Annotated in this window: 24 protein-coding genes; 10 read left to right on the forward strand and 14 right to left on the reverse strand. The window is 67.4% G+C overall.

The window, feature by feature from the left end:
- Positions 1–608, forward strand: a 608-nt coding sequence (locus tag V7D63_RS11280) for an agmatine deiminase family protein (RefSeq protein WP_333592377.1), incomplete at its 5' end; no start/stop codon positions are given.
- 3 nt (positions 609–611) lie between these two features.
- Here V7D63_RS11280 and V7D63_RS11285 read toward each other — a convergent pair.
- The gene (locus tag V7D63_RS11285) at positions 612–1,346 is read right to left on the reverse strand and encodes a CDGSH iron-sulfur domain-containing protein (protein WP_333592378.1); all 735 of its coding nucleotides are present in this window, start codon (positions 1,344–1,346) and stop codon (positions 612–614) included.
- A gap of 35 nt (positions 1,347–1,381) precedes the next feature.
- On the opposite strand from V7D63_RS11285, the gene V7D63_RS11290 reads away from it, so the two are divergent.
- Positions 1,382–1,546: a hypothetical protein gene (locus tag V7D63_RS11290; protein ID WP_333592379.1), complete on the forward strand. Its 165-nt coding sequence runs from the start codon at positions 1,382–1,384 to the stop codon at positions 1,544–1,546.
- Here V7D63_RS11290 and V7D63_RS11295 read toward each other — a convergent pair.
- From V7D63_RS11295 to V7D63_RS11315, 5 genes are all read right to left on the reverse strand, one after another.
- Positions 1,543–1,821 (reverse strand): hypothetical protein, encoded by a 279-nt coding sequence (locus tag V7D63_RS11295; RefSeq protein ID WP_333592380.1) that lies wholly within the window; start codon positions 1,819–1,821, stop codon positions 1,543–1,545. The two genes, V7D63_RS11290 and V7D63_RS11295, sit on opposite strands and share 4 nt — an antisense overlap.
- A 50-nt stretch (positions 1,822–1,871) precedes the next feature.
- A complete protein-coding gene (mmsB, locus tag V7D63_RS11300) occupies positions 1,872–2,774 on the reverse strand; it encodes a 3-hydroxyisobutyrate dehydrogenase (protein WP_333592381.1) in 903 nt (300 codons plus the stop codon).
- A 23-nt stretch (positions 2,775–2,797) separates the two neighbouring features.
- Positions 2,798–3,007, reverse strand: a complete 210-nt coding sequence (locus tag V7D63_RS11305) for a DUF3126 family protein (RefSeq protein ID WP_333592382.1) — start codon at positions 3,005–3,007, stop codon at positions 2,798–2,800.
- 210 nt (positions 3,008–3,217) lie between these two features.
- Complete coding sequence (gene cysE, locus V7D63_RS11310; RefSeq protein ID WP_333592383.1) at positions 3,218–4,039, reverse strand: serine O-acetyltransferase; 822 nt, start codon at positions 4,037–4,039, stop codon at positions 3,218–3,220.
- A gap of 22 nt (positions 4,040–4,061) precedes the next feature.
- Positions 4,062–4,691, reverse strand: coding sequence for an NUDIX hydrolase (locus V7D63_RS11315; RefSeq protein ID WP_333592384.1), 630 nt, complete (start codon positions 4,689–4,691; stop codon positions 4,062–4,064).
- Positions 4,692–4,736: 45 nt separating this feature from the next.
- Here V7D63_RS11315 and V7D63_RS11320 point away from each other — a divergent pair, with 45 nt between their 5' ends.
- Positions 4,737–5,348: a nitroreductase family protein gene (locus V7D63_RS11320; protein ID WP_333592385.1), complete on the forward strand. Its 612-nt coding sequence runs from the start codon at positions 4,737–4,739 to the stop codon at positions 5,346–5,348.
- Here V7D63_RS11320 and V7D63_RS11325 read toward each other — a convergent pair.
- From V7D63_RS11325 to V7D63_RS11335, 3 genes are all read right to left on the reverse strand, one after another.
- Positions 5,345–6,064 (reverse strand): class I SAM-dependent methyltransferase, encoded by a 720-nt coding sequence (locus V7D63_RS11325; RefSeq protein ID WP_333592386.1) that lies wholly within the window; start codon positions 6,062–6,064, stop codon positions 5,345–5,347. The two genes, V7D63_RS11320 and V7D63_RS11325, sit on opposite strands and share 4 nt — an antisense overlap.
- 49 nt (positions 6,065–6,113) lie before the next feature.
- The gene (locus tag V7D63_RS11330) at positions 6,114–6,971 is read right to left on the reverse strand and encodes a DUF817 domain-containing protein (protein ID WP_333592387.1); all 858 of its coding nucleotides are present in this window, start codon (positions 6,969–6,971) and stop codon (positions 6,114–6,116) included.
- 96 nt (positions 6,972–7,067) lie between these two features.
- Positions 7,068–7,829, reverse strand: a complete 762-nt coding sequence (locus V7D63_RS11335) for a LytTR family DNA-binding domain-containing protein (protein ID WP_333592388.1) — start codon at positions 7,827–7,829, stop codon at positions 7,068–7,070.
- 143 nt (positions 7,830–7,972) lie between these two features.
- Between V7D63_RS11335 and V7D63_RS11340 the strand changes: the two genes are divergently transcribed.
- The 3 genes from V7D63_RS11340 to V7D63_RS11350 all read left to right on the forward strand — a co-directional run bounded on the left by V7D63_RS11340 (position 7,973) and on the right by V7D63_RS11350 (position 9,791).
- On the forward strand, positions 7,973–8,953 hold the full coding sequence (locus V7D63_RS11340) for an alpha/beta hydrolase family protein (RefSeq protein WP_333592389.1): 981 nt from the start codon (positions 7,973–7,975) through the stop codon (positions 8,951–8,953).
- A gap of 124 nt (positions 8,954–9,077) precedes the next feature.
- Entirely contained in the window at positions 9,078–9,422 is a 345-nt protein-coding gene (locus V7D63_RS11345; RefSeq protein ID WP_333592390.1) for a DUF6804 family protein, read from the forward strand.
- Positions 9,423–9,464: 42 nt separating this feature from the next.
- Positions 9,465–9,791: a hypothetical protein gene (locus V7D63_RS11350; protein WP_333592391.1), complete on the forward strand. Its 327-nt coding sequence runs from the start codon at positions 9,465–9,467 to the stop codon at positions 9,789–9,791.
- Between the two features lie 3 nt (positions 9,792–9,794).
- On the opposite strand, the gene queF is transcribed toward V7D63_RS11350, so the two are convergent.
- Positions 9,795–10,256, reverse strand: coding sequence for a preQ(1) synthase (queF, locus tag V7D63_RS11355; RefSeq protein ID WP_333592392.1), 462 nt, complete (start codon positions 10,254–10,256; stop codon positions 9,795–9,797).
- Between the two features lie 123 nt (positions 10,257–10,379).
- On the opposite strand from queF, the gene V7D63_RS11360 reads away from it, so the two are divergent.
- The 4 genes from V7D63_RS11360 (at position 10,380) to V7D63_RS11375 (ending at position 12,658) form a co-directional block, all read left to right on the forward strand.
- The gene (locus tag V7D63_RS11360; RefSeq protein WP_333592393.1) at positions 10,380–11,312 is read left to right on the forward strand and encodes an NAD(P)H-dependent flavin oxidoreductase; all 933 of its coding nucleotides are present in this window, start codon (positions 10,380–10,382) and stop codon (positions 11,310–11,312) included.
- Positions 11,313–11,347: 35 nt separating this feature from the next.
- The gene (locus V7D63_RS11365; protein ID WP_333592394.1) at positions 11,348–12,031 is read left to right on the forward strand and encodes a hypothetical protein; all 684 of its coding nucleotides are present in this window, start codon (positions 11,348–11,350) and stop codon (positions 12,029–12,031) included.
- 44 nt (positions 12,032–12,075) lie between these two features.
- Positions 12,076–12,276: a hypothetical protein gene (locus V7D63_RS11370; RefSeq protein WP_333592395.1), complete on the forward strand. Its 201-nt coding sequence runs from the start codon at positions 12,076–12,078 to the stop codon at positions 12,274–12,276.
- Between the two features lie 169 nt (positions 12,277–12,445).
- The gene (locus V7D63_RS11375; RefSeq protein ID WP_333592396.1) at positions 12,446–12,658 is read left to right on the forward strand and encodes a cold-shock protein; all 213 of its coding nucleotides are present in this window, start codon (positions 12,446–12,448) and stop codon (positions 12,656–12,658) included.
- 70 nt (positions 12,659–12,728) lie between these two features.
- Here the strand turns inward: V7D63_RS11375 and V7D63_RS11380 are convergent, their stop codons facing one another.
- From V7D63_RS11380 to V7D63_RS11395, 4 genes are all read right to left on the reverse strand, one after another.
- Entirely contained in the window at positions 12,729–13,889 is a 1,161-nt protein-coding gene (locus V7D63_RS11380; RefSeq protein ID WP_333592397.1) for a cystathionine gamma-synthase, read from the reverse strand.
- Between the two features lie 9 nt (positions 13,890–13,898).
- Positions 13,899–14,723 carry an alpha/beta hydrolase family protein gene (locus V7D63_RS11385; RefSeq protein WP_333592398.1) on the reverse strand — a complete coding sequence of 275 codons (825 nt, stop codon included), beginning with the start codon at positions 14,721–14,723 and terminating at the stop codon, positions 13,899–13,901.
- A 105-nt stretch (positions 14,724–14,828) separates the two neighbouring features.
- The gene (locus V7D63_RS11390) at positions 14,829–15,581 is read right to left on the reverse strand and encodes a dienelactone hydrolase family protein (protein WP_333592399.1); all 753 of its coding nucleotides are present in this window, start codon (positions 15,579–15,581) and stop codon (positions 14,829–14,831) included.
- Between the two features lie 2 nt (positions 15,582–15,583).
- Positions 15,584–16,840, reverse strand: a 1,257-nt coding sequence (locus tag V7D63_RS11395; protein WP_333592400.1) for a cystathionine beta-synthase, incomplete at its 5' end; no start/stop codon positions are given.

Below are 16,840 nucleotides of genomic sequence, written 5' to 3' on the forward strand. Positions count from 1 at the left end.
TCATCGACAGCGGCGTGATCGGCGAACAGGGCGGCGTCGAGCACGACGGCGCCGGGACCCTGTTGGCCCACGCCAGTTGCTGGGTGAACGACAACCGCAACCCCGGCCTGACGGCGGATCAGATCGCCGACCGCCTGAAAACGGCCCTGGGCGGCTCCAAGATGATCTGGGCGCCGGGCATCAAGGGCGCGGACATCACCGACTATCACATCGACGCCCTGGCCCGTTTCGTCGCGCCCGGCCGGGTGTTGATCCAGATCGATGATCAAGCGAACCCCGACGACCCGTGGTCGGTCGCCGCCCATCAGACCCTGGCCGTGCTGGAGGGCGCGACCGACGCCAGGGGACGGCCGCTGGAGATCGTGCGCCTGCCCGAACCCATCGACATTCGCGGGCGCGGCGACGACTTCGTGTCCAGCTACGTCAACTACTACGTCTGCAACGGCGCGGTGATCGCGCCCCAGTTCGGCGACCGGCGCGCCGACGCCCAGGCGCGCGACATCCTGGCGAGCCTCTATCCGGGCCGGGTCGTGGTGCAGCTCGACATCGACCCCATCGGCGCCTCGGGCGGCGGCATCCACTGCGCCACCCAGCAACAGCCGGTCTAGCCGTCAGGTCTCAAGCCCGTCCTTGAACTTCATCGAGGCGTGGGTTCCATCGCAGAACGGCTTGTTGGACGAGGCGCCGCAACGGCACAGGGTCTGGCGGTTGCGGACCTCATAGCTGTCGCCGCTGGCGCTCTGCACCCGGATGCCGCCGCGCAGCATCAGCGGCCCGCTGACCCCCAGGGCGGGGTCTTCCAGCAGCGACAAGGACGCCGTCTCCGGCGTCTCGACAGGCGCTCCGGTCGCACGGTCCCACACCAGCAGACGGCCGGACGGGCAATGGTGGGCCATGTAGACGGCCAGCTCGGCGTGCGCCTCTCCGCCCTCCATGACCTCGTTCCAGAACCGGTCGCCGTTGTCGCAGAACCGGCCATAGGCGCAGTAAAGCTCGTTGTCCGTCAGGCTGTATTGGGGACCGTCCATGCGCTCGGCCTTGTCCAGCATGGGTTCAAACGGCGCCTTCTCCGCGAGGTCGACATCGACGCGCAGGTGCGAGCCGTCGCAATAGGGCTTGTTCCTGGAATGGCCGCAGCGGCACAGCAGTGTCCCGTCCTTGACCGGATAGGCTTGGCCCTGCTGATAGGTCCAGGAATGCCCCTGGGCGTTTGGAACGATCGTCTGAACGTGCATCGGCGGCGCGCCGTGGACCCGATAGGGTCCGTTCTCGATCACCTCGACCGAGATCGACGGATCGCTTTCCGTCGAGCCGATCTGAACCTCTGCCTTCACTGTCTGTGACATGGCGCACCTATGGCGTTTGGAAGCGCGCCGAGGGGATGCACGACACGCTGAACGAGACGCGGGCACTGGGGCGGTTCGACAAGACCCCCGTCGAACACTTTGAACAAGCAGATGTGGCACAGCTCTTCGTGCCGGACAACGAACGCATAAACGCCGGGAGACCCAACCCGTCACACCCGGTCGAACAACAAGCGGCCTAAACCAGCAAGGCCCCGGTCAGGCCCAGAAGGCCGATGGTGATCGCGGCGATATAGAGCCTGAAGGTCGTCTGGTACCGACGGCCCGTCGCCTCACGGCGGCGATTGTCCAGCAGCCGGGCCAGCACGACGACCATCAGGCTGATGCTGACCAGGATCACCCCGGCCACCAGCCAGTCCACCGAATCCTGCAACGCCGGTCCCTCATGGTCGCTGACCGCCCAATTGGCCGCGAAGGCCAAGAGGAAGCCCATGACGATGCCGATGGAGGTCACCATGGGCTGCCGGTATCCGGCAACCTCATCCTCATAGATCGGCGGTTCGCCGCTCACTTGGGCAGCTCGTCCAGCTTGCCGCGCAGCATTTGCAGGATGGCCGAGAAGTCGCGGCCGCCGTAGCCCAGGCCGTTGAACATCTGGAACAGGGCCTCGGTCTGGGCGCCGAGCGGGGTCGAGGCCCCGGACTTGGCCGCCGCGTCCTGGGCCAGTTTCAGGTCCTTCAGCATCATGGCCGCGGCGAAGCCGCCGTCGTAGTTGCGGTTCGACGGCGCGGTCGGCACCGGGCCGGGCCACGGATAGTAGGTGGTCACCGACCACGACTGGCCCGACGATTTGGCGACGATGTCGAACATCTTGACCGGGTCCAGGCCCAGCTTCTCGGCCAGGCCGATGGCCTCGCAGGTCCCCAGCATGGTGATGCCCAGGATCATGTTGTTGCAGATCTTGGCCGCCTGGCCCGCGCCATGGTCGCCGGCGCGGAAGGTCGCGCGGCTCATCGGCTCCAGCGCCGCCTCGATGCGGGCGAAGTCCGGCTCGTCGCAGCCGACCATGAAGGCCAGGGTCCCGGCGTCCGCCGCCATCGTGCCGCCCGAAACCGGGGCGTCGGCGAAGGCGTAGCCCGCGGCCTTGGCCAGACCCGCGACCACGCGCGCCGTGTCGACGTCGATGGTCGAACAGTCCAGCAACAGGGCGCTGGCCGGAGCCGTGCCGATGATCTGTTCCGAATAGACGGATCGCACGTGCGGCCCGGCGGGCAGCATGGTGATGACCACGTCGGCGTCCTTGACCGCCTCGGCCACCGTCGCGGCCGCCGTGCAACCGGCGGCGACGGCGCGATCGACGGCGTCACGCGACAGGTCGAAGGCCATGACCCGACGGCCCGCCTTGGCCTGATTGGCGGCCATGCCGCCGCCCATATTGCCCAGGCCGATGAAGGCGATCGTCTGCGTCATGTGACTCTACTCGCCGTGTTCGATCAGGCCTGGGGCAGGTCTTCGGCCAGGATGGCCATTTCAAACATGTAGGAGCCGGCCTCGTCCTCGTCCTCGAAGATGACGCCGATGAACTCGTCATCGACATAGACCTCGGCGGAATCGGTCTGTTTGCGCGCCTTCACCTTCAGGCCGCCGTGGTTGAAGGTGCGCTTCAGATGGGTCTCGACGCGCTTGATGTCGGCTTCGGTCACGGGGGGCCTCGTCAGGGGGTGTGAATTGGGCGCGGACCCTAGTGATGTCGGGTCGGGTTTGAAAGCCCTGACCGATCCTCCCCCACCGGGGAAGGGGGACCATGCGCAGCATGGTGGAGGGGGCGAAGGCCACGGCCGGTGCGCGGGGTCGCCCCCTCCACCGCTTCGCGGTCCCCCTCCCCCGTGAAGGACGGGGGAGGATCTGGAAAGTCAGATCACGAAGTCATAGACGATGTCGGCCAGCGTATGGTCCATGGTCCGGGCGGGCGTGGCCTCGGTCGGGCAGTTGACCAGCCGCGCCGGGACCCCAGCCACGGTGCAGCCCGCCGGAACGGGCTTCAGCACCACCGAGCCGGAGGCCACCTTGGCGTAGTCGCCGACGGTGATGTCGCCCAGCACCTTGGCCCCCGCGCCCAGCAGCACGCCCCGGCCGATCTTAGGATGGCGGTCGCCGCGCTGGGCGCCCGTGCCGCCCAGGGTCACGGCGTGCAGCATCGACACGTCGTCGCCGACCACCGCCGTCTCGCCGATGACGATGCCGGTGCCGTGGTCCAGGAACAGGCCCGAACCCATGCGCGCGGCCGGATGGATGTCGACCTGGAACAGTTCGGACATCCGGCTCTGGAAATGCAGAGCCAGGGTCTCGCGGCCGCGCCCCCACAGCCAATGGGCCACACGATAGGCCTGAAGCGCCTGGAAACCCTTGAAGTAGAGGAAGGGCTGCAACAGCGAGCGGATCGCCGGATCGCGCTCGGCCACGGCGGCCAGGTCGGCCTCGGCGGCCGCCACGATGCCCGGATCGGCGCCATAGGCCTCCAGGCAGGTCTCGCGCACCGTCATGGCGCCCAGCTCGGCGTCGCCCAGCTTGCGCGCGATCTGGAAGCTCAACGCGCCCGCCAGACCGCCATGGGCCAGGATGACGGCGTTCATCTGGGACGCCAGGCCCGGCTCGTCGCGCGCGGCCGCCTCGGCCGAGGCGCGCAATTGGCCCCAGACGTCCTGGCGGGCGGCGACCACTTCCAGTCGGGTCATCGGCGTCTCCCCTTCCCGGCCATCATAGCCGGTGCAGCATGACATGGGCCAGCCAGCCCGGCAGCAGGCTCTCACGCGCCATATGGTAGGCCCGAAGCGCCGTCGCCACCGTCAGGGCGTCCTGCACCTGGCCCCGGCCGATGGCGTCCAGCAGGGTCAGGAACGGCGTGCGCGCCGTTATGATGACCTCGGTCGGGTCCGGCGCGATGGCCGTCGGCGACAGACCCCAGCACAGCCAGACGATCCCGCGTTCATCGGTCACCGAGTTGGAGAGCTGCAGCCGCAGCGCCTCTTGCCAGTGCGCGGCCTTCAGCCCCGCCTCCTCGGCCAGTTCGCGCTTGATCCCGGCCAGCGGGTCCTCGTCGAACGGCGCCCCGCCCTCGGGCATTTCCCACGAGAAGTCGGCGCAGGCGAAACGCGACTGGCCGACCAGGGTCACGGTGCCGTCCTCGTGGATCGGCAGGACGCCGACCGCCAGGCTCTTGGGCCGCATCACGGCATAGACGGCGGGCGCGCCGGTCGGGGCGGTGGCGTCGTGCTCGGTCAGGCGCAGCCAGTCGTTCTCATAGACGGTGCGTTCGCCCGCATCGCGCCACGGCGGCGGTTTGGGCAGGCCCTTGGCCCACGGCGGTTCGTTTCCATCTTCGCTCATCGACGAAGGTATGGCGCCGCGCCCCGGCAAATCCTAGCTAGACGCATGGCCGATGAAATCCTGGGCGACGCCCTGCCCCCGCCCGTTCCGTCCCAAGAGATGCGCCGCCGCCTGGCGAGCCGCCGTTCCGCGCCCGCCCAGAGCCTGGCCGCGCCGGGTCCGTCCGACGCCGAGCTGGACCAGATCCTGCGCCTGGGCGCCCGCACGCCGGACCACGGCAAGCTGTTTCCCTGGCGGTTCGTCATCCTGTCGCCCGAGGCGCGCGCGCGGATCGCCGAGGCCCTGACCCCGCTGGCCGCGCATCAGCCCGACCCGGGCAAGGCCGCCAAGACGCTGATGAAACTGACCGCGCCGCCGGTCACCGTGCTGGTGATCTCGACGCCCGTCGTCGGCCACAAAGTGCCGGTGTGGGAGCAGCAGCTATCGGCCGGCGCGGTCTGCATGAACCTGGAGCACGCGGCGAACGCCTTCGGCTATCACGCCAGTTGGATCACCGACTGGTACAGCTATGAAGCCGAGGCTGCGGCGATGTTCGGCGTCAGGGACGGCGAACGGATCGCGGGCTTCATTCATATGGGAACGCTGGAGGAGGCCCCGCTGGAACGGCCCCGGCCGGATATGGCGGCCCTCACCTCGCATCTGGATCAGGGGATCTAAGGCCCGGGCTTGGTCCACTCCATGAGAACCAGCCACGGCGCCCGCATGTAGCGCGCCACCCGCGCCGGATCGCCGCTGTGGGGCGACGGTTCATCGAAATGGGTCAGGACCAGCCCCTGATCCAGCATCAGGCGCATATAGACGCTCAACGGGCGGTGCCAGTTCTGGATGCGGATGCCGCGCCATTCGATCCAGCCGACACGCGTCTCCAGATACCGGTCCAAGGCGAAGGCCTGACGCCCGTCCTCCAGGCGGACCCAGCCCAGATCATTGACGTCCCCCGCCGTGTTGAAGCCGTTCAGATTGGCGATCAGCAGAACGCCTCCCGGCTCCAGCACCCGGACCATCTCGGCGATCGCCGCTTCCAGTTCCGCGATGTCGATCAGCGACAAATAGGCGATCACCAGATCGAAGGCGCCGTCATCGAAGCTCAACCTCTCGGCCGGTTCGACGCGGTATTCGCCTTCGGGGTCCAGTTCCCTCGCCCGCGCGATCAGCGGCTCGGTAGGATCCGCCCCGACGACCGCGACGCCTTTGGCGGCCAGCATGCGGCAGAAGCGCCCTTCGCCGCAGCCGACGTCCAACGCTCGTCGCCAGCGCCGTCGCCGCACACGCTCCAGCATCGGCGCATCCGCCACATGACGGCGCGCGAAATCACCAGCGTCGCCTTGCGACGAAATCCAGGCGTCGGCGGAAGCCGCCCATCCATTGCTCATAGCGCTCGCCTCCCGACCATCCGATCTAGCGCATCGCGACGGCGCGCGCCTAGCGGCCGGGTTCCGCTTCCGGCTTCCTGACCAGCGACACCAGCACCACGCTGATCATCATCAGCAGGAACCAACTGCCCAGTTTGGCGATCGACACCGGCGTCCAGCCATCAGCCTGGTCGGGATAGATCCAGGCGCGGGCAAAGGTGCCCAGATTCTCGGCGAACCAGATGAACAGGGCGACCAGCAGGAAGCCCAGCAGGCACGGCATCGACCGCCGCGTCCGGTCGGGCGTGAAATAGAACCATCCCCGCCCGAACAGCGCCGCCGTGGCGACGAACAGGCCCAGCCGGATGTCCGGCAGCCAATGATGGGCGAAGAAGTTGACATAGATGGCCGCCGCCAGGACCCAGGTCGTCCACAGCGGCGGATAGTGGCGAAAGCGGATGTCGAACACCCGCTGGACCCGCGCGATATAGCTGCCCACCGCCGCATACATGAAGCCCGAGAACAGGGGCACGGCGCCGATCCGCAGCACGCTGGGTTCAGGATAGATCCACGAACCGTGGGCGGTCTTGAACAGCTCCATGATCGTGCCGACGATGTGGAACAGGAAGATGACCCGCGCCTCCTCCCAACTCTCCAGCCTGAACGCCAGCATGGCCGCCTGAATGGCCAGGGCGCCGAGCACCAGGAAGTCGTAGCGGGCGATGGGCGCCTGATCCGGCCACCACAGGTGCGTGCCCATCAGCAGGGCCAGCATCGCCCCGCCGAACAGGCAGGCCCATGCCTGTTTCAGCCCGAACATCAGGAACTCGAAGCCGTATCGCGACCAGGCGGCGCGGTCGGACCAGGCTTGCAAATGGGTCAGAAGCCGACGGCCGTAGGCTTCGAGCGGAAGACGCGGAGAGGTCATGACCGTTCGTTAGCGGCGGCCCCGCGCCGAAATCATGAGCGGGACCTGAGCTTTTTCGGGACGCCGCCAATCCTTCTCTCGCCTACGAGGGCGCGTTCACGGCGTCAGCCAACCCTCCTGACGCAGGGCGCCGAGCCGGGCGCGCGACACCGGCGCCTCCAGCCCTCCGATCAGGCGCAGCCGCGTGTTGCGCCCGTCCTCGACCACGCCGACCACGCCCGCACGCGCCACCCACCACGACCGATGGGTCTGCGCCCCGTCCACATCCTTCAGCCCCGCCATGGCCTGTGACAGGGACATCAGCACCAGGGCCGACCCGTGCGGCGTATGCACCCGGACATAGTGGTCCTCCATCTGCAGGCACAGCACCGTCCGCCCCAGGCGGGGCGGCAGGCGGTCGCGCGGATCGGCGGATTCGACGTCGGGCCTGTCGCCCGCCGCCGGGCGCGGCCGGGTCGCCCAAGTCATGCCCGCGGCGGCCAGGGCGCTGATCACCAGCCCCTGTCCGTACCATTCCAGCCAACCGACCTGCTGGACCACCGGCCACAGACGCACCGCCAACATCCGGCTGAACGCCACCGGCAGCAGGGCCAGGACCGCCACCGCCGGCGGCGTCCAGACCCAGGCCGAAATCCCCCGCGCCTTCGCCCAGCGCGCCAAAACCGACAGGCTGACGCCGATGGCCAGCCATCCGACCCACAGGCAGACCACCCAATAGGCCGCCCGCACCGGCAGGGTTCCGTTCAGATAGCTGCCGAACGGCCCGATGACGCCCAGCGCCAGCCCCACGGCGGTCGAGACGGCGAAGCCCGCGGCCGCCGCCCGCCATCGCCCGTCTTTCGGTCCCCTGGATTCCATGGCCTCAGACTAGCAAGCGCCGCCGCCGATGACAGCCGTTCGCCCGACGGCGAACCCATTGGCCCGTTCGCCCATATCCGCTGGCGCGACGGCGGTTTGAAGCTTCACTCAGCCGCATCACTTCCGCCAAGAGGCCCGTCGCCATGAACACCGCCGCCCCGATCGCCGCCGCCTGCATCCTGCTGGGCGCCTGCGCCGCGACCGCCGCGCCCGCATCCGTCGTCACGCCGCAGGCCGCGCCCGTGGTCCGCGACGACGTGACCTTCTCGCGCCTGAGCCTTCCAGACGGCGATCAGCCCGCCATCGAGGCGGGCGTCTGGGCGTCGGCCGAGGCGACGGCCGCGCCGCGCCCCATGATCGTCATCTCCCACGGCAACGGCGGCGATTTCCGCAGCCATCACGACACGGCCATGGCTCTGGCCAAGGCGGGGTTCGTGGTCGCCGCCCTGACCCACACCGGCGACAATTGGCGCGATCAGAGCCGCGCCACCGACGTCGTCGGCCGCACGCGCCAACTGTCGGTGCTGATCGACTACATGACCCGGGATTGGAGCGGCCGCGCCGGGATCGACGCGAGGCGCATCGGCGCCTTCGGCTTTTCCGCCGGGGGGTTCACGGTTCTGGCGGCGGCGGGCGGCGATCCCGACCTGAGCCGGTTGGCCGACCACTGCCGCGCCAACCCCGGCTTCTACGATTGTCGGCTGATCGCCCAGCACCCCGACACGATACGGGGCGCCGCCGCTCCGCGCCTGTCCCACGACGCCCGCCTCAAGGCCCTGGTCGTCGCCGTCCCGGCCCTGGGCTTCACCTTCACGCCGGACGGTCTCAGCCGCGTCACCCAGCCGATCCAGCTATGGCAGGCCGGGACCGATCAGATCCTGCCCGCTCCCTTCTATGTCGAGCCGGTGCGTGACGCCCTGCCCACCCCGCCCGAATACAGGCGCGTCGAGGGCGCGGGCCATTTCGACTTTCTGCCGCCGTGCTCGCCCGAACTGGCCGCCGCCGCGCCGATGATCTGTGCGCCGACGCCCGGCTTCGACCGCGCGGCCTTTCACGAGACCCTGAACCGCGAGGTGGTGCGGTTCTTCAAGGCGACGCTGCAGCCCTATCCCCGCCCGCGATAGGTCGGCACGCCCTGGTCGGGCAGCCACAGATTTTGACTGGGTGGGTCCGACCACAACGGTACCAGCACAAGACGATTTCCGGCATACGCACCTATTGATAGGCTGAACTTGATCGGAGGAAATCATGTCCACTGAGCACGAGCAGTTTTTCAATAAGTTGAATGGGGACTTTAAGCTCATTTGGCTTGCACCCATTGTGCTGCTGGCCCTGGCGCTTGCTCCGTGGCCTTACGGCTATTTCATGCTGCTTCGTGTTGCAGTCTGTGGCGCTGCGATATGGCTGGCCTATAATCTTCTGAATAGTCAAACCCTGCGGGGCCTAGGTTGGGTCTTTGTGGCGGTGGCTATTCTCTATAATCCGGTATTCAGGATCCATTTCGAACGCGAGCTTTGGATGGCCTTGAACATCGCTTCCGTCGTGCCCTTCGCCTTCACTGGGTGGATATCCAAGAAACTCTCGCTATCATAACGAAGGTCGTTGAAAATCAACCTTCAGGTGAGGAGGGGTTAGATGGAACGGTTCCTACCTATCGTCTGGATCGCGGGTATCGGCTGCTTTTTGGTGACGCTGGCTGGCTACTACGCAGGGATGCAGGTTTGGCTGGGTTGGGGGTTCTTCCCTGCCTTTGCCGTTATGATTGTAGCTTTCTTGTTTCGCGACATCGGCGGACTATTCCTTTCCGTGGTAGGCTTTGTCGGAATGTGGAAAGGTTGGGATTGGCCTCTATGGCAAGCACTTCTTGTCGCTTTTCCAATGATAGCCATCCTTGGCGTACTAATGCTTAGCGGCGGTATTGCCAGCACCCTCTCGCAATCCCGTAACCGAGCAGTTCCTTAACCTTCAGCCCCGCCCGCGATAGGTCGGCACGCCCTGGTCGGGCAGCCACAGGCCCTGGGGCGGGGCGCCCGTCTGCCAGAAGACGTCGATGGGAATGCCGCCGCGCGGATACCAATAGCCGCCGATCCGCAGCCATTGGGGCGCCAGCAGTTCGGTCAGGCGCTTGCCGATGGCGACGGTGCAGTCCTCGTGGAAGGCGCCGTGGTTGCGGAAACTGGTCAGGTACATCTTCAGCGACTTGGACTCGACCAGCCAATCGCCCGGCACATAGTCGATGACGATGTGGGCGAAGTCCGGCTGGCCGGTCACCGGGCACAGGCTGGTGAACTCGGGCGCCGTGAAACGGGCGACATACAGGCTGTCGGCGTGCGGATTGGGCACGCGCTCCAGGACGGCGGTTTCGGGGCTGGTCGGCTGGGCCGTCTGGGCGCCCAGTTGCGAGAGGCCGGAGGTGTCGGTGGTCATGGGAGCCATTTAGGCGCTTGCGGCGCGCTTTAAAATCCTCGCCCTCCCCCGATGGGGGAGGATTTCTTGCCTTCCCCCGCGACAGCCCGCTAAGCGTAGCCAAAGGAAACCCAGGAGACGCCCATGGCCATTCCCGCCTCGCTGCAAGCCGGACTGAAGCTGCCGGTCATCGCCGCCCCCATGTTCCTGGTCTCGGGACCGGACATCGTGGTCGAGTGCTGCAACGCCGGGGTGATCGGCACCTTCCCGTCGCTGAACCAGCGCACCACCGAGGGCTATCGGGAATGGGTTCAGGACATCAAGGCGCGCCGTACGGCCGAGGCCGCAGCCTATGGCGTCAATCACATCGTCCATCCGACCAACACCCGGCTGATGGCGGACCTGGAGGTGACGGTGACCGAGCAGGTCCCCCTGGTCATCACCTCGCTGGGCGCGGTCAAGGATCTGGTGGATGCGGTGCACGGCTATGGCGGCGTGGTCTTTCACGACATCGCCAACGTCCGCCATGCCCGCAAGGCGGCCCAGGCGGGGGTCGACGGACTGATCCTGGTGGCGGCGGGCGCGGGCGGCCACGCGGGCGTGGTCAATCCGTTCGCCCTGGTGGAGGAGGTGCGCGGCTTCTTCGATGGGACGATCATCCTGTCGGGCTGTCTGTCGACCGGGCGCGATGTGGCGGCGGCGCGGATGATGGGCGCCGACTTCGCCTATATGGGCACCCGCTTCATCAACACGACCGAGAGCCAGGCTCAGGCCGAATACAAGCAGATGATCGTCGCGGCGGGTTCGGCCGACATCACCTACACCCCCGCCGTGTCGGGCATTCCGGCCAATTTCCTGACCCCGTCGCTGCTGGCCAACGGCATCGACCCCAAGACCCTGCCCGAGCACAAGCTGGACATGGGCGAAGAGGCCAAGGCCTGGAAGACGGTGTGGTCGGCCGGCCAGGGTTCGGGCGCCGTGCATGACGTGCCGACGACGCTGGATCTGGTTCACCGACTGCGCGGCGAGTACGCCGAGGCCGTCGAGAATTTCAAAAAAGCGTCGCAGTTCGGTTAGGAAACCGCCGCGCGACTCGATCATTAGCCCTGGCCATGATCCGCACCCTGACGACCGCCCTCGCCCTGGCCCTGACGGCCGCCCCCGCCATGGCGCAAGACGCGCCCGGCCAATGGTCGTTCGGCTTCGGCGCCGGCACCGACAACCGCTCCAAGGACGCGTCCAAGTCCATGGGCAAGGAATACGCCTGGGCCTCGGCCGCATGGGAGAGCGACAGCGGCTTCTTCTACGTCGACGGCGGCTTGCAGGGCATCGAGTCCAACGGCTCGGACACCGAGGGCGAGCTGGGCCTGGGCGTGCGGCCCCAGATCGCGGGCTTCGATCTGGACCTCAGCGCCACGCACAAATGGCAGTTGGACGCCAATCCGGGCGCGGACGCCGACGCCTGGGAGTTCACCGCCAATCTGTCGCGCTCGATCGGCCCGGCCAAGGCGCGGCTGCAACTGCAACATTCGCCCGACGGCCTGGGTTCGACCAAGGCCTGGACCTGGGTCGAGGCGCGCGCGGGCTGGGCCTTCAATGAAACCCTGTCGTCCAGCGCCGCCATCGGCCGCCGCGAACAGGACGGGTCCATCGACTACACCGGCTACAACGCCGGGGTGACCTGGGCCGTCAGCCGCAACGCCGATCTGGACCTGCGCTGGTACGGCACCGACGGTCCCGGGTCGGACCCCCGTTATGCCGACAGCATGGTGGCCAAGGTCAGCTTCGGCTTCTGATCCCCGGGGTCGCCATCAACGGCGCGGCCGCCTAACTTGACGGCATGAGCCTGAAGCCCACCACCATCGAGCGCGCCTATGAACTGGCGCGCGACGGCGCCTGCCGCACCGTCACCGAGATCAAGCAGCGGCTGCAGGCCGAAGGCTATGACCGCGTGCGCGACAGCCTGTACGGCCAGGCCCTGAACGCCGATCTGCGCAAGCTGTGCCAGACCCACTATGTGGCCCCGCCCGCGGCCGATTGAGCGGCAGTCTTGTTTTCGTCCGCATTCCGGGCGAGAACCCCCACGTCGATCTCTACTGCGTAACGCCTGCACCCCTTTGCACTGCGCACCGAGGTCCAAGCCGATCCATCAGAACCGACATCCAGCCTCAGGGGCGTTCCCTGGGGCAAACGCCAATGGAGGTCCTCAAATGGCTACCGGCACTGTGAAATGGTTCAACTCCACCAAGGGCTACGGCTTCATCCAGCCCGATAACGGCGGCAAGGACGTGTTCGTCCACATCTCGGCCGTCGAAGCCGCCGGCCTGCGCGGCCTGAACGAGAACCAAAAGGTCTCGTACGAAATCGAAACCGATCGCCGCTCGGGCAAGGAATCGGCCGGTCAACTGAAGACCGAAGGCTGATTTCCCGGACCTCAGGGTCCACGGATTTCTGACGGCGGCGAGGGCGATGCCTTCGCCGCCGTTTTCGTTTTCAGCCCAGCGCCTGATCCAGATCGGCGATCAGGTCCTCGACGTTTTCGACCCCCACCGACAGGCGGATCAGATTGTCGGTCACCCCGCCGGCCTCGCGCACCTCTTTCGGCACCGAGGCGTGGGTCATGATGGCCGGGTGGTTGACCAGGCTTTCGACCCCGCCCAGCGATTCCGCCAGGGTGAAGACCCCTACCCGCTCCAACACCTGTTTGGTGCGCGACAGGTCGCCGTCGATCAGCACCGTCACCATGCCGCCGAAGCCGCCCGGCATCTGGCGCGCCGCCAGGTCATGCTGCGGATGGGCGATCAGGCCGGGATAGATCACCCGCGCGACGCCCTTGCGGTCTTCCAGCCAGCGCGCGACGGCCAGGGCGTTCTGGCAATGGGCCTTCATGCGCAGGGCCAGGGTCTTCAGGCCCCGGTTGACCAGGAAGGCGTCGAACGGTCCCATCACCCCGCCGACCGAGTTCTGCAGAAACTTGATCTGGGCGGCCAGTTCGGCGTTTCCGGTGACCAGCACCCCGCCGATGATGTCGGAGTGGCCGTTCAGATATTTGGTCGCCGAATGCATCACCACGTCGGCGCCCAGGCCCAGCGGCTGCTGGCAGAAGGGGGTGGCGAAGGTGTTGTCGACCACCAGCAACAGGCCTTTCGCCTTCGCCAGCCGCGACAGGGCGGCGATGTCGGCCAGCTTCATCAGCGGATTGGTCGGCGTCTCGACCCACAGCATCCGGGTTTTCGGCCCGATCGCCGCCTCGACGGCGTTCAGATCGCTGAGATCGACATAGCTGAAATCCAGACCCATCGAGCGGCGGCGCACCCGCTCGAACAGCCGCCAGGTGCCGCCGTACAGGTCGTCGCCGGTGACGATGTGCGATCCGGCGTCCAGCAGCTCCAGCACCGTCGAGGTCGCCGCCATGCCGCTGGCGAAGCCGAAACCGTGGGTTCCGCCCTCCAGATCGGCGATGCAGGCCTCGAACGCCTCGCGCGTCGGGTTCTTGCCGCGCGCGTACTCATAGCCCTTGTTCACGCCCGGGCTTTCCTGGGCGTAGGTCGAGGTGGCGTAGATCGGCGTCATCACCGCCCCGGTGGTGGGGTCGGGCCGTTGGCCGGCGTGGATGGCGCGGGTGGAGAATCCCTGGGCGTTCTTGATCGACATGGCGGCCTTTTAAGGCGCCAGAAGCGTCCGGTCGAAGAATTCCCGCGAAGCGGCGAAGGTCTCGCACCACTGGGGCTGTGCGAGGAAATGCACAGCTCCGGTCAGCGAACGGGCGTCGATCTCGGCTCCGCGCCCGCGCAGGTCCGTGGCGAACTCGCTCGCCGATTCGGCCGAAATGACCGGATCGCCTTCCGCATTGACCATCAGGATCGGGACCTGGCGCCGGAACGTCCTGGCCGGAGCCATGGCGGCGCCCGCCGAGACGGCCACGGCCGAGCGCAGGCTGGCGTTCTTCATCACGCTCTCGGCGGCCAGCCAGCCGCCCAGGGAGACGCCCCACACGCCGACACGGGTCGCATCCACGCCCGGAACCTCGGCCATGCGGGTCGCGACGTCGTCGGCCACGTCACGCCAACGGTCCAGGTTGCGCCTTTCCCGTTCAACCTCGTTGCTGGTGGCGTCGTAGTATTGCGGCATGACGACGAAATAGCCCCGACTGGCCAGTTGCAGCGCCCGGGGATCGAAGACGGGCAGGGTCGCGCGCAGCCCGCGTGGCCCGTGCATCATGACGATCACCGCCCCGTTCGGCGTTCCGCGCGGCGCATAGACCATGGCGTCGATGGTGCGGTTGTTGCTGGGGATGGTCATGCGTCCGCGACGGGCGTTCACCGGCACGTCGTCAGGACAGACCAGGGCGTCGGCGTAGTAGTCGCCATTGGGCCGTTCGGCCGTCGGCGGCGTGGCCGAAGCCGACGGTTCAGCCGCGCCCGGCGCCTCTTGCGCGCCCCCCGACAGGATCGCCGCGGCGACCCCCCACACAACGCCCACACGCATCGACAGCCCCCCGGCTCAACTTCACTGGGATCATCGTCGCGCACCCTCAGCCTTCGGAAAAGGCCCCTTGTCGCCACAATTGCAAAAAAGTCCGTACCGGTCGGTTCAGACCAGGGTTCGACGGAAAAAGGCGTCGGCGCGGTCGAAGATGTCGGCCCACTCGGTCTCGAAGAAGCCGTGACGGCGAACGTCGATGACGTGCGTCTCGACCAAAACGCCGGCCCGCTCCAGCTCTCTGGCCCAGCGCCGCGTCCGCACCGGCCGCACCACCGGATCGCCCGCCGCATGGATCAAAAGGACGGGCGGTCGGCGTTTCATGTCGCGCGCGTCGATGTTTCCGGCCGAACAGACGCCGACCACGGCGGCGATTCCCGGCTCTTGCACCCCCACCTCGGCCGCCAGATAGCCGCCGCGTGAATAGCCCATGGCCCCGACCCGCGCCGGATCGACGCCCCGCAGCCCGGCGGTCCACAAGGCCGCGTCCTTGACCGCCCCGGCCCAGCGGCCGGGGTCCTCGGAGGCGCGACCGCCGTCGGCGTCGCCGAAATAGTCGGGCATGACGACCATATAGCCCAGGGCCGCCAAGCGTCGGGCGTTGCCGTAGAAATTGCCGAAGTCGCGCCGGATGCCCCCCGCGCCGTGCAACAGCACCAAGGCCGCGCCGTTCATCGGCCCGTCGCTCACGGTCGGTTGGGCCACCAGGACCGTCAGGTCGCGATCATGGCTGCGATAGACGCCCCGGCGGACGCCTTGCAGCATCGCCGCCTCCTGCCCCCGCGCCTGGCCCGCCAACGCCGCACCGGCCCAGGCCAGGCCAAGCCCCAGCCCCTGCCTGCGGTTCAGCGAAGTCGGCGGCATGACTACCGGTTCAGGCTGAGGTGGTTGATCAGGTCGGTGCGGGTGATCAGGCCGACGAACTGTTCGCCGTCCAGCACGATGGCGACGCGGTCGCGGTCGAACAGGGGGATCAGGGCATCCAGGGGTTCGGACACCTGCACCGTGTCCAGGTTGCGGGTCATGACCGATCCGGCCGGCTTCTTGAACCGCTCCTGGCGGGTGATCTCGTCGGTGTTCATGACGTGAACGATGTCGCTCTCGTCGATGATGCCGACCAGGCGTCCGTCCTGGATGATCGGCAGTTGCGAGACGTCGGCGCCGCGCATCCGCTTGAAGACGGTGTCCAGGGTGTCGTCCGGCCCGGCCGCGACCACCGCCCCGTCGGCGTATTTGCGCGTGATCAGATCCGACAGGTCGCCGTGCAGTTCGCGCTCGCCCAGGCCCTGATCGGCCAGCCAGGCGTCGTTATAGACCTTGGACAGGTATTTGGCGCCGGTGTCGCAGACGAAGGTCACGCAGCGCTTCGGCTCGGTCTGTTCGCGGCACCAGCGCAGGGCGGCGGCGATCAGGGTGCCGGACGACGACCCCGCCAGCACGCCCTCCTTCAGCAACAGTTCGCGCACGGTGGCGATCGCTTCGGCGTCGGGGATGGAATAGGCCTTGTCGATCAAGTCGATGTCGGCGGTGTCGGGCACGAAATTCTGGCCGATGCCCTCGACGGTGTAGCTGCCCTCCGGTCCCGGCACGCCCTCGTTGACGATGCCCGCCAAGGTCGAGCCGACCGGGTCGGCCAGGATGATCTCGGCGTTCGAGCCGACGCTCTTCAGATATTGGGCGATGCCGGTGATGGTGCCGCCCGAGCCGATGCCGGCGACGAAGGCGTCGACCTGATGATCCATCTGCTCCCAGATCTCGGGACCGGTGGTGTCGAAATGGGCCTGGCTGTTGGCGTCGTTGGCGAACTGATTGACGTAGAAGCCGCCGGGGATCTGTTGAGCCAGCCGCTCGGCCATGTCGGTGTAGTACTCGGGATGCCCGTGCGGCACGTCCGAACGCGTCAGGCGGACATCGGCGCCCATAGCCCTGAGATGTTGAATTTTTTCCTTGGACATCTTGTCCGGGATGACCAGAAGCACCTTATAGCCCTTGGCCTGCCCCACCAGGGTCAGCGCCAGGCCCGTATTGCCGGCCGTCGCCTCGACGATGGTCCCGCCGGGCTTCAGCCACCCCTCCTTTTCCGCCGCCGCGATCATCGACAGGGCGATGCGGTCCTTGATCGA

This window comes from Brevundimonas sp., assembly GCF_036732845.1.
Classification (GTDB): domain Bacteria; phylum Pseudomonadota; class Alphaproteobacteria; order Caulobacterales; family Caulobacteraceae; genus Brevundimonas.

What these genes read in the sequence shown, in the direction of transcription:
- V7D63_RS11285 (WP_333592378.1), bottom strand. Translation starts at nt 1,346, where the DNA reads ATGTCACAGACAGTGAAGGCAGAGGTTCAGATCGGCTCGACGGAAAGC.
- V7D63_RS11290 (WP_333592379.1), top strand. Translation starts at nt 1,382, where the DNA reads ATGCACGACACGCTGAACGAGACGCGGGCACTGGGGCGGTTCGACAAG.
- V7D63_RS11295 (WP_333592380.1), bottom strand. Translation starts at nt 1,821, where the DNA reads ATGGTGACCTCCATCGGCATCGTCATGGGCTTCCTCTTGGCCTTCGCG.
- mmsB (WP_333592381.1), bottom strand. Translation starts at nt 2,774, where the DNA reads ATGACGCAGACGATCGCCTTCATCGGCCTGGGCAATATGGGCGGCGGC.
- cysE (WP_333592383.1), bottom strand. Translation starts at nt 4,039, where the DNA reads ATGACCCGACTGGAAGTGGTCGCCGCCCGCCAGGACGTCTGGGGCCAA.
- V7D63_RS11315 (WP_333592384.1), bottom strand. Translation starts at nt 4,691, where the DNA reads ATGAGCGAAGATGGAAACGAACCGCCGTGGGCCAAGGGCCTGCCCAAA.
- V7D63_RS11320 (WP_333592385.1), top strand. Translation starts at nt 4,737, where the DNA reads ATGGCCGATGAAATCCTGGGCGACGCCCTGCCCCCGCCCGTTCCGTCC.
- V7D63_RS11325 (WP_333592386.1), bottom strand. Translation starts at nt 6,064, where the DNA reads ATGAGCAATGGATGGGCGGCTTCCGCCGACGCCTGGATTTCGTCGCAA.
- V7D63_RS11330 (WP_333592387.1), bottom strand. Translation starts at nt 6,971, where the DNA reads ATGACCTCTCCGCGTCTTCCGCTCGAAGCCTACGGCCGTCGGCTTCTG.
- V7D63_RS11335 (WP_333592388.1), bottom strand. Translation starts at nt 7,829, where the DNA reads ATGGAATCCAGGGGACCGAAAGACGGGCGATGGCGGGCGGCGGCCGCG.
- V7D63_RS11340 (WP_333592389.1), top strand. Translation starts at nt 7,973, where the DNA reads ATGAACACCGCCGCCCCGATCGCCGCCGCCTGCATCCTGCTGGGCGCC.
- V7D63_RS11345 (WP_333592390.1), top strand. Translation starts at nt 9,078, where the DNA reads ATGTCCACTGAGCACGAGCAGTTTTTCAATAAGTTGAATGGGGACTTT.
- V7D63_RS11350 (WP_333592391.1), top strand. Translation starts at nt 9,465, where the DNA reads ATGGAACGGTTCCTACCTATCGTCTGGATCGCGGGTATCGGCTGCTTT.
- queF (WP_333592392.1), bottom strand. Translation starts at nt 10,256, where the DNA reads ATGACCACCGACACCTCCGGCCTCTCGCAACTGGGCGCCCAGACGGCC.
- V7D63_RS11360 (WP_333592393.1), top strand. Translation starts at nt 10,380, where the DNA reads ATGGCCATTCCCGCCTCGCTGCAAGCCGGACTGAAGCTGCCGGTCATC.
- V7D63_RS11365 (WP_333592394.1), top strand. Translation starts at nt 11,348, where the DNA reads ATGATCCGCACCCTGACGACCGCCCTCGCCCTGGCCCTGACGGCCGCC.
- V7D63_RS11370 (WP_333592395.1), top strand. Translation starts at nt 12,076, where the DNA reads ATGAGCCTGAAGCCCACCACCATCGAGCGCGCCTATGAACTGGCGCGC.
- V7D63_RS11375 (WP_333592396.1), top strand. Translation starts at nt 12,446, where the DNA reads ATGGCTACCGGCACTGTGAAATGGTTCAACTCCACCAAGGGCTACGGC.
- V7D63_RS11380 (WP_333592397.1), bottom strand. Translation starts at nt 13,889, where the DNA reads ATGTCGATCAAGAACGCCCAGGGATTCTCCACCCGCGCCATCCACGCC.
- V7D63_RS11385 (WP_333592398.1), bottom strand. Translation starts at nt 14,723, where the DNA reads ATGCGTGTGGGCGTTGTGTGGGGGGTCGCCGCGGCGATCCTGTCGGGG.
- V7D63_RS11390 (WP_333592399.1), bottom strand. Translation starts at nt 15,581, where the DNA reads ATGCCGCCGACTTCGCTGAACCGCAGGCAGGGGCTGGGGCTTGGCCTG.